11 protein-coding genes and 1 pseudogene are annotated in these 11,889 nt (G+C 72.1%); 7 read left to right on the forward strand and 5 right to left on the reverse strand.

Translation table 11 applies throughout. From position 1 onward, the window contains the following. Positions 1 to 4: 4 nt before the first annotated feature. Positions 5 to 574, reverse strand: coding sequence for a PadR family transcriptional regulator (locus tag ABT342_RS21000; protein ID WP_351575766.1), 570 nt, complete (start codon positions 572 to 574; stop codon positions 5 to 7). 126 nt (positions 575 to 700) lie between these two features. Here ABT342_RS21000 and ABT342_RS21005 point away from each other — a divergent pair, with 126 nt between their 5' ends. The 3 genes from ABT342_RS21005 (at position 701) to ABT342_RS21015 (ending at position 4,656) form a co-directional block, all read left to right on the forward strand. Continuing rightward, on the forward strand, positions 701 to 1,441 hold the full coding sequence (locus ABT342_RS21005) for a GntR family transcriptional regulator (RefSeq protein ID WP_351575769.1): 741 nt from the start codon (positions 701 to 703) through the stop codon (positions 1,439 to 1,441). Between the two features lie 166 nt (positions 1,442 to 1,607). Continuing rightward, positions 1,608 to 2,921 (forward strand): amidohydrolase family protein, encoded by a 1,314-nt coding sequence (locus ABT342_RS21010; protein ID WP_351575772.1) that lies wholly within the window; start codon positions 1,608 to 1,610, stop codon positions 2,919 to 2,921. A 406-nt stretch (positions 2,922 to 3,327) separates the two neighbouring features. Next, complete coding sequence (locus ABT342_RS21015; RefSeq protein ID WP_351575776.1) at positions 3,328 to 4,656, forward strand: amidohydrolase family protein; 1,329 nt, start codon at positions 3,328 to 3,330, stop codon at positions 4,654 to 4,656. 254 nt (positions 4,657 to 4,910) lie between these two features. Here ABT342_RS21015 and ABT342_RS21020 read toward each other — a convergent pair whose 3' ends face one another. Further along, entirely contained in the window at positions 4,911 to 5,507 is a 597-nt protein-coding gene (locus tag ABT342_RS21020; RefSeq protein ID WP_351575779.1) for an ankyrin repeat domain-containing protein, read from the reverse strand. Positions 5,508 to 5,511: 4 nt separating this feature from the next. On the opposite strand from ABT342_RS21020, the gene ABT342_RS21025 reads away from it, so the two are divergent. After that, complete coding sequence (locus tag ABT342_RS21025) at positions 5,512 to 5,733, forward strand: hypothetical protein (RefSeq protein ID WP_351575782.1); 222 nt, start codon at positions 5,512 to 5,514, stop codon at positions 5,731 to 5,733. A gap of 43 nt (positions 5,734 to 5,776) precedes the next feature. Here ABT342_RS21025 and ABT342_RS21030 read toward each other — a convergent pair whose 3' ends face one another. Then, positions 5,777 to 6,340, reverse strand: coding sequence for a GlcG/HbpS family heme-binding protein (locus ABT342_RS21030; RefSeq protein WP_351575785.1), 564 nt, complete (start codon positions 6,338 to 6,340; stop codon positions 5,777 to 5,779). Between the two features lie 448 nt (positions 6,341 to 6,788). Between ABT342_RS21030 and ABT342_RS21035 the strand changes: the two genes are divergently transcribed. Together ABT342_RS21035 and ABT342_RS21040 are read left to right on the forward strand one after the other, a co-directional pair. Then, complete coding sequence (locus ABT342_RS21035) at positions 6,789 to 8,276, forward strand: MFS transporter (RefSeq protein WP_351575788.1); 1,488 nt, start codon at positions 6,789 to 6,791, stop codon at positions 8,274 to 8,276. Then, positions 8,273 to 8,950 (forward strand): aspartate/glutamate racemase family protein, encoded by a 678-nt coding sequence (locus ABT342_RS21040; RefSeq protein WP_351575792.1) that lies wholly within the window; start codon positions 8,273 to 8,275, stop codon positions 8,948 to 8,950. Before ABT342_RS21035 ends, ABT342_RS21040 begins: the two co-directional genes overlap by 4 nt. Positions 8,951 to 9,339: 389 nt before the next feature. On the opposite strand, the gene ABT342_RS21045 is transcribed toward ABT342_RS21040, so the two are convergent. Continuing rightward, on the reverse strand, positions 9,340 to 10,548 hold the full coding sequence (locus ABT342_RS21045) for a PucR family transcriptional regulator (protein ID WP_351575795.1): 1,209 nt from the start codon (positions 10,546 to 10,548) through the stop codon (positions 9,340 to 9,342). Continuing rightward, positions 10,545 to 10,697, reverse strand: a complete 153-nt coding sequence (locus ABT342_RS21050; protein WP_351575798.1) for a hypothetical protein — start codon at positions 10,695 to 10,697, stop codon at positions 10,545 to 10,547. The genes ABT342_RS21045 and ABT342_RS21050 overlap by 4 nt, the downstream gene beginning before the upstream one ends. A 184-nt stretch (positions 10,698 to 10,881) precedes the next feature. Here ABT342_RS21050 and pgfA point away from each other — a divergent pair. Then, positions 10,882 to 11,864, forward strand: a pseudogene (gene pgfA / locus ABT342_RS21055) (cell envelope lipid trafficking protein PgfA). Positions 11,865 to 11,889: the final 25 nt, after the last annotated feature.

Here is an 11,889-nt window from a genome sequence, read left to right on the forward strand (position 1 = left end):
GCCGTCAGTGCGCGGAGCCGAGCCGGTGGAGGGTGGCGAGTACGTCGTCGAGCCAGGCGAGCATCATCCGCTCGTACGCGATGCCGCCACGCAGGACGACGTGCTGGAGTTCCCGCCCCGCGTCGGGCGGACCGGCGGCGGGGCGGGGTGCCTGCGGCCCCGTGAAGTCGCGCGCCTCGCCCGTGAGATAGCGCGCGAGCCGCTCCGTGTGCGCCTGCCTGTGCCGCTCCACCTCGCGGATCAGCTCGGCCGGGTCGTCGAAGGCGGCGCCCCGGACCTTCACGGCGAGGTCGTGGCGGACGCTCTCGGGTTCGATCGGCTCGTGCAGCCAGTCGGAGAGGGCTGTCCGTCCGAGGGCGGCGACGGAGTACTCCTTCTTGTCCGGGCGGCCCTGCTGCGGAACATCCCGGACGTCGACCCAGCCGTCGCTCTCCATCCGCTTGAGCACGCGGTAGATCTGCTGGTGAGTGGCGGTCCAGAAGTACCCGATGGACCGCTCGAAGCGCCGGGCCAGCTCGTAGCCGGAGCCGGGCTTCTCCAGCAGTGACACAAGGATCGCGTGTTCGAGCGCCATACCCCGATCCTTCTATGCAACTTGTTGCATAGACAAGCGCCGCCACCCGGATGAGACACGGCTCACCCGCCGTCGGACATATCCTCGCCGGGGCACGCCGAACAGAGGACGAAAGAGGGCCGAACGGTGGCGGACAGCAGCAGGACCGGCGCGGCGGCCACGAGCAGCGGCTCACACACGCCCGCCTCGGGTACGAGCGGTTCGGGAACGAGCTCCTCAGGGAAGAGCGCGTCGGCCTCGCTCAGCGCGCGGGCGCGCGAGGCCGTGCTCCAGCGGATCGTCGACCGGCGGTACGCGCAGGGTGCCCGCCTCGTCGAGCGAGAGGTCGCCGAGGAGCTCGACATGTCCCGTGTGCCGGTGCGCGAGGCGCTGCGCGCACTGGTCGCCGAAGGGCTCCTCGAGCTTCTCCCGCACAGCGGCGTACGCGTGCGGCGCCTCGAGCGCACCGACGTGGAGCACCTGTACGAGGTATGGGAGCCGCTCGCGGTCCAGGCGTCGCGGCTGGCGGCACGAGCCGTGGCGGCGCACGACACCGAGGGGCTCACCGCCCTGGAAGCGACGCTGCACCAGGCCGAGTCGGCGGCCGCGGCGGACGAGGGGACGCGCGAGGTGGCCGCGCACACGGCGTTCCACGAGGGCGTCGTGGCGATGTCGGGCAACCCGCTGCTCACACGCGTGATGGAGCAACTGAGCTGGCAGCTGCGGCTGGTGTTCGGCCTGCGGGAGGAGCCGGCGCACATGCGGGCCCAGCACGCCGAGATGTACCGGCACATCGCCGCGGGCGACGCGGAGGCCGCAGGGGCGAGCACGCTGCTGCACGTGCGCGACAGCAGGGCCGTCGCCCTGCGTTCCCTCTTCGGCCACTGACCCGGCAGTTTGTATACCAAGCGAAAGGCGGACCTCCGCCCCATAGCGAGATCAAGCTTCCCCATATGGGTAATCTCTGGCATTTGATCACCACTCTTGCTGGCCACCTCAGGGTTGGTATACAAAATGGGGGAGTCGCTGACCTACTCCCCCATGGAGCTCCCCCATGTGCGTCGAAGCCACGCCGCCACCCTCCAGCAGACTGACCCGCCGCGGAATCCTCGCGGGTGCGGCCGCTCTCGCCGGGACCGTGGCCGCCGCCGGGCCGGCGGTGGCCGGTCCCGCGAACCGTGGCGGAACGGCGGACGCCGCCGGGCAGGCCGGCGGCGGCACCGAGGGGCGGGGCGCGCGGGGCGGAAACCTCGTGGTCCAGGGAGGCACGCTCCTCGACCCGGCCACCGGCGAGGTCATCGAGAACGCCGTCGTCGTCATCGAGGCCGGGACCGTACGCGCGGCGGGCCGTCGGGACAGCGTCGCCGTCCCGCAGGGCGTCGAGGTTCTCGACGCCCACGGCCGCTGGGTCCTGCCGGGCCTGGTCGACGCGCACATCCACCTCAGCACCGCCGCCGAAGCCCGCGACGCCGTCCGCAAGGGCGCGACCAGTGCGCGCAGCGGATCGACCGCGTTCTACCAGGACATCGCCGTCCGCGAACTCGCCCGGCACAGCCCCACCCTCGCACCCCGGCTGACGGCCGCAGGGGTCTTCGTCACCCCGGACCTCGGCGACACCGTGCTCGCGGACCCCGATCTCACCCCGCTCGCCCGTCTCAAGGACGGCGTCCGCTCGGCCGAGGCGCTGCGGCGGGTCGTGGAGGTGAACCTCGCCCGGGGCGCGGACGTGATCAAGACGCGGGTCAACGAGCGCGCCGGGCTTCCGGAACAGGACCCGCTCGCCCAGGTGTACTCGCACGAGCAGCTCTCGGAGATCGTCGCCGCGGCCCGGCGGCGCGGCAAGAGCGTCCTGTGCCACAGCTACAGCGAGCAGGGCTGCCACGACGCCGTGACGGCCGGCATCCGCTCGCTGGAGCACGGCGCGTTCGTCGGCGAGCGCACCCTGCGCGAGATGCGCCGCAGGGGCACGTACTTCACGCCCACCCTCACCGCCATCGCCGGTCTGGCGGAGTCCACGGACCCGGTCCTCGCCGAGCGCGGACGCACCTACCTCCCCGCACTGAAGCGGGCGGTCCTCGCGGCGCACGAACTCGGTATCCCGCTCGCCGCCGGAACCGACTCGTCCGGTGGCTCGGTGCGCCCGATCGGCCGGGAGGTGGAGCTGATGCGCGCCGCCGGGCTGCCGGCGCTCGACGCGATCCGCACCGCCACGACCGGCGCCGCCCGCCTCCTCGGACTGGAGCGCACGGCGGGCCGTCTCGCGCGCGGCTTCGCGGGCGACGTGATCCTCGTGGACGGCGACCCGCTGGCCGACGTCACCGTGCTCAAGCAGCCGGTACGGGTGGTACGGGCGGGCATGCCGCTCTGACCTCGACAACGGTCCCCGTTCCTGGGGAGTGATGCCGGACCGCTCCACCGGCGCACCGGCCGGCCGCCTCGCGCCGTGGCCGTACGTGCCCCGGACCGCGATCACGGCCCGTGCGCCGCGCCGCGCCGCGACACCGTGGCTCGCGCCTCGGACCGTGCGACCGCAGCGACGACCGGACGCGCGCGCCCTGGCCGTACCCCGGACGACGACGCTGCCCACCCGTGCGCTGCGCGCGCCATCGCGGCCGGCGCCACCGCCGCTCCTCCTCCCCTACGGACGCCTCCCCGCTCGCGTCCACCGCGCTTCGCCGCCGCCTGCCCTCTGCGTACCGCTACCGCTCCCGCTCCTCACAGGTCCACACCCGCACCCCCATCACCCGCACCATCCCCCCGCTGAAGGAGTCCTCATGCAGCCGTCCTCGCCGTTCCCCGGCGCCCTCTCCCGCCGCACGATGCTGGCCGGCGCCGCCGCCATGGCCGGCGCGGCGGCCACGACCGCCCACGCCGCGAACGCGCCCGCCGAAGCCGCGGCGCCCGGTGCGGCGGGGCGCCGCGACAGGGTCGTGGTCTTCCGCAACGTACGGCTGTTCGGTGCGGCGAAGCCCACGGACCTCGTGGTCGTCGACGGCCTCGTCGCGGACGGCCCCGCGCCTCGTGGTGCGAAGGTCGTCGACGGCGGCGGCCGGATCGCGCTCCCGTCCCTCGTGGACGCGCACATCCACCCCGACAAGACGACCTGGGGCGGCTCCTGGGTGTCGCGGCGGCCGGCGAGCACCATCGCCGACTTCGTCGCCCAGGACGTGGAACTGTTCCGCAGCCAGCACCGCCCCGTCGCCGAGCGCGCGTACGGCCTCATGGCCCACGCGGTCACCCGCGGCACTCGGGCGATGCGCGCCCACGCCGACGTGGCCCCGGCCTACGGGCTGGCCGGAGTGGAGGGTGTGGGAGAGGCCCGTGAGCAGCTGCGCCACGCCCTCGACGTCCAGATCGTGGCCTTCCCGCAGCACGGCGTCATCCGCACCCCGGGCACGGCGCAGCTGCTGGAGAAGGCCGCGCGTACGGGCGCCATCGACATGATCGGCGGCATCGACCCGATCGGCTTCGACGAGGCCCTCGACGAGCAGCTCGACCTCGTCTTCGGCATCGCGGACCGCCACGGCGTCGGCGTGGACATTCACCTGCACGACCAGGGCGAGAAGGGGATCAAGGCCATGCGCGGCATCATCGACCGCACGCGCGCCCTGTCCCTCGCCGGCAAGGTCACCGTCAGCCACGTCTTCTGTCTGCCCGAACTGCCGGATCGTGAACTCGGCTCCATCGCCGCCGACTTGGGTGACCAGGACATCGCCCTCACCACGGTCGCTCCGTCCGCCTCCCTGGTGCTGCCGATCGCCCGGCTGCGCGAGCACGGCGTCCGGGTCGGGCTCGGCTCCGACGGCGTGCGCGACTCCTGGAGTCCGTTCGGCAACGCCGACATGCTGCATCGCGCACATCTGCTCGGGTGGGTGACGGACGTACGCATCGATGAGGAGCTGAAGAACTGCTATCGCGTCGCGGCCCACGGAGGCGCGGACGTCATGAGCCTCGCACACGCGGACTTCGAGCCGGGTGCCCCGGCCGACTTCGTCCTCGTACGGGGTGAGTGCCTGCCGCAGGTCGTCGTGGACATGCCCCGACGGGACATGGTCGTGCACGGCGGAGTCGTCGTGGCCCGCGACGGGGAGTTCCTCGACTGAGAAAGGTCGGCAGGAGCAAGCGTCTTCCGACAACGTGATGCCCTCGGCCGGAGTGTCCGGCCGAGGGCATCACGCGGACCACCACATCGTCGCGCGGGTCAGGTCAGGTCAGCACACGCGCCACCGGCGGCGGTTCGGGAGCGTGCGGCCCACGAGCGGCCCCGCGACGCCCGCCGTGGCCGCCGCCGCGGTCGGCGCGGACCGGTGACGCCGCATACCGGGGCGTCCAGTACGGCAGGTGTCCGCGCGGCGGTTCAGCGTACGGCCGTCAGCAGCCCGGCGATCTCGGTGAAGCCGCGGCGCTCGGCGTGTTCGAGCGCGGTCACCCCGTCGCCGTCCGGAAGGTGCGGTGTGGCGCCGGCGGTGATGAGGAGCTCCACGATCTCCAGGTGCGCGCGACCGCCGTCGCCGAGGATGACCGCCTCGAGCAGCGCGGTCCAGCCGAGCCGGTTGACGTGGTCGACGTCGATGTCGGTCTCCCGGAGCAGGGCCCGTACGTAGTCGACGTGGCCGCGTTCGGCGGCGGGGATCAGGGCGGTGCCGCCGAAGCGGTTGCGGAGTGTCAGGTCGGGTCCCGCCGGGAGCAGGGCGCGCATCATGCGGACGCTGCCGGTGACGCCGGTGACCAGCCAGGGGCTGTCCTCGCGGTCGTCCTGGGCGTCTGGGTCGGCACCCGCGGCGACGAGGACCTCGGCGGCCGCCACGTGGTCGCCGACGGCGGCGATCAGGAGCGGGGTGCGGCCGTGCTCGTCGCGGCTCTCGATGTCGGCGCCATCGGCGATGGCCGCCCGCACGGCGTCGGCGTCGGCGGCCCGTACGGCGACCCGGAGGGCTCGGTCGGCAGGGGGCATGGGGGTGCTGCTCCTCAGGTGGGTCAAGCCGCGCAGTGAGGTCAGGGCGGTCCGCGTCCACGTACGCACCGCGATGCCGATCCCCGCCCGGATGCCTGCGCGGATCCGGGCGGGGCCGAAGGGCCGGCGACGCACGGTACGGGGGGTTGCGTGCGCCGCCGGAGTCTGCGCGGGCGCACTGTTCGACGTGCTCACCTGGACCTCCGCGATGTCGTGGGCGGTATGAACCGGGTCATGTGAACCATCCGCAGTGTGCGCCGCGAACGCGGTTACTTGTTCAGCTCGGCGACACCGGCGCGGGCGAACTTCTCGTCCAGGTCGCCGGAGGGCGCGCCCGCGACGCCGATGCCGGCGATCGGGGCGCCCTTGGCGGTGACCGGGGCGCCTCCGCCGAGGAACAGCGTGCCGGGGATGTCCTTCAGGTTGGGTGCCTGCGCCAGGCGCTTGGCCAGCTCGGAGGTGGGCGCGTTCCAGGAGACGGCGGTGTACGCCTTCTTCACGGCCGACTCGTAGGACTGCGGGCCGGCGCCGTCGCCGCGCAGGGTGACGATGGTGTTGCCGTTGCGGTCGACGACGGCGACGGAGACGCGCTGGTTCTCCTTCTCGGCGGCGTCGAGCGCGGCCTGCGCGGCCTCGGTGGCGGCGTCGACGGTCAGGTGGGTCGACCGGGTCAGGTTCTTGTTCTTGGCGTCCGTCTTCACGGTGGCCCGGGTCGCCGTGGCCGGGTCGGCGCTGGCGGAGTAGGCGCCGAAGCCGCCGAGGACGACGACGGCGGCCAGTGCGCCGCCGGTGACGGCGCGGGTGCGCTTGGAGACCTTCTTGACGTGCTTCATGTGGGCGAACTCCTGGGTCTGGATGCTCGGTCGGGGCGCGGCCGGTCCGGGCCGTCCCGCTCTGACATCCATGGTCGGCCCGCCATGGGGCCCGTCCTGTCGGCGCACCGGCTGCATGCCGCGCACGGGACGGCTGACATGGGGGTCAACCGATCGGATGACCCCCGGGCCGCCCGCTTCGGGGACTCTATGCGCACCGGAACCTGATTTGTATACCAAGTGGCAATGCCGGGCGGAAATCCGTCGCACACCACACCCCATTCGACCGATATTTTTCCGGTTTGGCGCCCCTCGCGTAGCCAGTTGGTATGCAACGACCGAAATTCGAGCCGTTCACGCTCTTGACGGGCCAGCGTGGCCGAAACCAAACTTCCGCTGGTCGAAATCAAACTTCCACATCCCGGAGCCCTGGGCTTCCGGGATATCCCGCTCTGCCGGAAGGATCCCCATGGAAGCCCTCCCCACCAGAACGACACAGGACGCGAGCCCGCGCCATCGTCAGTTGGAGGACACCCTCGACCGGATCGGCGTGACCGGAGCGCACAAGCAGATCGGCGCGATGGTGCTGCTCGGCGTGTTCTTCGACGCGTTGGAGCAGAACGCGGTCGGACTCGTGGGGCCCGTCCTGCAGGAGTCGTGGGGCACCACGGCGGCCGAACTCGGATTCCTGAACACCATCACGTTCACCGCGGCAGCGCTCGGCCGGCTCACCACGGGCATCATCGGAGACAAGCTCGGCCGCCGGAGCATGCTCACGGTCAACCTGCTGCTCTTCTCACTGGGTGCGCTGATCTGCGCCTTCGCCCCGGTCTACTCGGTGGTGGCGATCGGTCGGTTCGTCGTCGGCTTCGGCCTCGGCGGGGAGATCGCCATCGCCGTGACGATGATGTCCGAGTTCTTCGCGGCCCGGCACCGCGGCAGCGCGGTCGGCATCATCAACGTCACCGCCGGCGGTCTCGGCAACATGCTGGCCCCCGGCTTCGGTGTCCTCGTCTTCACCGTCTTCTCCGGCCCCGATCGTTGGCGCTGGCTGTTCGGGCTGCTCGCCGTACCCGCCCTGCTGGTGCTCTTCTACCGCCGGTTCGTGCCCGAGACCCCCCGCTACCTGCTGTCGCGCGGCAAGGTGGACGAGGCCAACGACGTTCTCAACCGGCTCGCCTCGGGCCGGCTGCGTGGACGAATGGACCAGCCGCAGCGGTTCATCACCGCGGTGGAGAGCGGCGAGCGGGTCGTGCCGGAACGCAACCGGCTGCGCGATGTGTTCGCCGGCGCGCTGGGCCGCCGCACCCTCTCCCTCGGGGCGGCCGTCTGCATGTCGTACGGTGCCCAGATCTCCGTACTGTCGCTGATGCCCACCATCCTGGTGGCCCAGGGCTACAGCATCACCAAGTCGCTGCTCTTCACCCTGGTCATGCAGTCCGGCTCCCTGCTCGGCGCGCTGGCCGCCTCCACCGCGGCACGCTACATCCCGCGCAAGGTCGTACTCACCGTGGCCGCCGGCCTCGGCTGCGCGTCGGCCTTCTGCTTCGGCTTCCTGGCCTCCAGCGTCCCGTTGATCCTTCTCTTCGGTGCCGCCTTCAACTTCTGCGTGATCATGCTGAACACGACCATCTGGATCTTCACGCCCGAGCAGTTCCCCACCCGGGTACGGGCGTTCGGCACATCGATCATCCTGGCGCTCGGCTCGTTGGCCGGCGGCCTCACTCCGATACTCGCCGGTGCCGCCTTCGACCGGTACGGCGTCGCGGGCATGTTCACCCTGCTGGGCGCGCTCTTCGTGGGCCTCGCGGTATTCGTACAGTTCCCGCCGGAGACCTTCGGCCGGTCCATGGAGGAGATGGCGACGGACGAAGGGGACACGGACCGGACCTCCGCCTCCACCTCCACCTCCGCGGGCACCGCTGACCCGACCATGCGGGAAAAGGACGTCAAGTGACTGTCGTAGCACTCATCAACCCCAACACCTCCCAGGCCACCACCGCGATGATGACCGCCATCGCCCGGCGGACCCTGCCGCCGCAGGACGGCTATCAGGTGCGCGGAATCACCGTCGTCGACGGGCCTTCCATGCTGGTGGACGAGGAGGCTCTACGGGCCGCCGGACCCCAGGTCCTGGACGCGGCGCGACGCGCCCTCACCGGCACGGAGGTCGAGCCCGTCGCGGCCCTCGTCGTCAGCGCGTTCGGCGACCCCGGGGTCGAGGAACTGCGTGCGTCGACCGACGTGCCCGTCGTGGGCATCGCCGAGGCCGCCATGAGGCAAGCCGGCGCGAACGGCCGCAGGTTCGGCATCGCCACGACCACGCCAGGGCTGGCCGCCGCCATCGACGCACGAGCCGTCCAGCTGGGCTGGTCCGCGCAGTACACCGGAATCCGCCTCACCCCGGGCGACCCCCGCCAACTGGCCTCCTCTCCCGAGCTGATGCGGGAGCGGCTGGCCGAAGCCGTCCATGCCTGCGTCCAGGAGGACGGCGCCCAGGCTGTGATCATCGGCGGCGGCCCCCTCGGCGAGGCGGCCGAGGCGCTCCAGGGTCGCTTCCCCGTCCCGGTCATCGGCCCGATTCCGGCCGCCTGCCAGGAAGTCCGCCAACTGCTGCCGCCGCAGGGGTGAGACAGGGTCTCCTCCCTGTCCGTCCGCGAGCGCGGCGACGCTCGCGTCGGGTGGCGGGGCCGGGCTCCGCCACCCGACGCCGGTGCCACCGGGCCCGTAGGGTCAAGCGCCGGATACGCGGCCACCGCCTACATCAACAGCACCATGGGCACGGCCGCACCCGCTCACCAGGGTCGCCGGTATCGCCTGATCCAGCCCGGCCTTGCGGACCGTCTCCACCAGCAGGACACCTCCCGCCTGCGAGACCACCGTCCCCCACTGTCCTCGGCAGAGGCGCTTTCCGGGACGGCCAACACCGTGGAAACCCCAGGCTGGGAGCCCCCACGGGTCCTCTCCGCGCGAACGGAGGTGAGCCGGCCGCGGAGGCGCCCTCGACAGCGTCGCCCGCGTCAGTCGGGGCGCGTGGGTAGTTCGCCGCACAGGCGTTGGGTGCGGAGGACGAGGAGCATCTCGAAGCGGCGGTCCGGGTCGTCGATGGCGTCGCCCCACAGTTCGCGGATCTGGCGCAGCCGGTAGCGGGCGGTCTGGGGGTGCACGCCGAGGCGGTTCGCGACTTCCGGGGCGCCGCCGGAGGTCTCGATCCAGGCGAGCAGCGTCGCGGCGAGGCGGCGGGCCTGGGCCGGGGCGACGCCCTGCAGCGGGGTCAGGCAGCGCGGGGCCGCGGCCTCGATCAGCTCCCGGGAGGGCAGCAGGACCAGTTCCTCCGTGCGATCGATGCAGTGCTGCACCTCGCCCCGGGGCAGCAGGCCGTCCTCGATCAGTCGCACGGCGGTCTCCGCCCACCGCAGTGACGTCGCCGCGGCCGCGAGCGGCACCGAGGGGCCGATCGCGCCGGACCAGCCCGTCGTGGCCCGGCGCACCAGGTCCGCGCGGCCCGCGGTGTCCGGTTCGGGGATGACCATGCGGGGCTGTTCGCTCTCCATGTCGAGGAGGATGCCCTGGCCCAGTGCGGGGGCGACGGCCTCCCTGGCCGGCCGGATCAGCACGCCGACGGCGACGACGGCGGGCAGCTCCCAGCCGATGCGGGCAGCGCGTTCACCAAGGGTGTGCGCGGTGTCGCCGCGCTGCCCGGAGAGCAGACGGTCGATCAACTGTCGTTGCAGTCGCAGGCGTTCACCGGCCTGACGGGCGGCCGCCTCCGCGTAGCCGCGCACCGACTGCTCGACGAGGCCGTCCAGATACTCGAAGCCGGATTCGGCGAGTTCGTACATGGCGGGCGCGGCGATGTCGACCTGCTGGCCGATCTTGGCGAACCTGCGCCAGGCGAGGCGCACTCCGAGCCGGTAGACGGCCTGGAGGGAGTCGAGGCTGCGCCCGTTCAGCCCCTCTCCCCTGCCGAACTCCTGGAAGACCTCCGGCGGCACCCTGGGATCGGCCACCCCGGACGCCAGGTGCTGGACGAATGCCTCGATGGCACGCCTGATGCCCACGAGCGCCATCGGCTCGCCGGACTCGTCCTCCACGAGGCGTAGTTCGGGGAAGTCGCACCGGATCTCCCGCAGGATCGCCTGGGCCAGATCCGCCGCCTCGGCCAGGGCGATCGCGGCGAACCGCTCCACCTTCGGCTTGGGCACCTCACTCCAGGCCGGCCGGCTCATCGGAGCGGCGGGGCCGTGTCGTAGGTGACCAGGGGGACGTTGGGCTGCTCGGGGGTGGCATCCAGCAGTGCCACGATCCCGAAGGCGGTGCCCACGGCGAGTGCCGCGGCAATCACCGCGGTGGTCGATGCGGCGAGCAGTCTGCGCATTGTGTCGGGTCAGCTCCTCGTTGGAGACGATCCCACCCCGGCCGGCCCCCACCGGCTGGACGTCAGTCTTGGCGGGTCATTGACAATCCGTCAAGGGGCTCCCTACGGTCTTCAGCCACAAGGGCTCGACCGGCCCTGGGGTCCGTGCGTCTCCGAGCGAGTTTCTCGAACCAGGAGTGCCCGGATGCGCCGTACCGCTTCACCCATGTCCCTGATCCTGCTGGGAGCAGGGGTGTTTCTGCTGGTCCTCGCCCCGTTGCTGGTGGCGTACGTCCAGCCGCACGCCAAGCGCACCCCGGTCGACGTCGACACGACGACCGTCTTCACCGGCACCGGCAGCTACTTCGACACCTCCCTGCTCGAGACGGTGCACGACCGGCGGATCACCATCACACGCCAGGTCCGCGGCGACGTCGCGGACAGCGTGCGGAGCGGCAACGCGGTCTGGGACGTGTCCACCTCGGTCGACACCGACGCCACGCTGCCGGCCGCCGACACCCGCGACGCCCTCCAGTGGACCCTCGAACGCTGGGTGACCGACCGGCGGACCAATGAACCGGTGCACTGCTGCCGCGAGTCGCCCGTCTTCGACGGCGAGGCGTACCTGAAGTTCCCCTTCGACGTCGAGGAACGCGACTACCGCTGGTGGGACGGCACCCTCGGCGGTGTCGTACGGCTCCGCTACGCGGGCCCCGGAACCGTGCAGGGCTACGAGGGGCTGCGCTTCACCGGCTCCGTCCCGCCCATGAGGACGGGTGTACGGCAGGTGCCGGGGCGGCTCGTCGGCCGGCCGAAGACGCCGCAGGTGCTCGCCGAGGAGTGGTACGCCAACAGCCGGATCGAGCTGGTCGCGGACCGGCGCACCGGGCGCATCGTCTACGCGGCCATCGGGCCGAGGAAGACGCTGCGCGCCCCCGGCGCGGACAAGGACGCGGTCGTGCTGCTGTCGAGCGAGAAGATCGCCTTCACGGCCCGTACACAGCGGCAGCAAGTGGCCCTGGCCTCGGCGGACAGCAGGAAGCTGGAGCTGCTCGGCAGCACGGCGCCCCTGGGGGCCGCGGCGCTCGGTTCGGCGCTCGCGCTGGTGGGCGCGGTCCTGGTGGTACGGGGACGGCGGAGCGAACCGGCACCCCCGATGCTCACCTGATGACGAATCAACTCACCTGACACCGGCCGAAGTTGTCATACCGGT

The organism is Streptomyces sp. NPDC000410 (assembly GCF_040300305.1).
Taxonomy (GTDB): domain Bacteria; phylum Actinomycetota; class Actinomycetes; order Streptomycetales; family Streptomycetaceae; genus Streptomyces.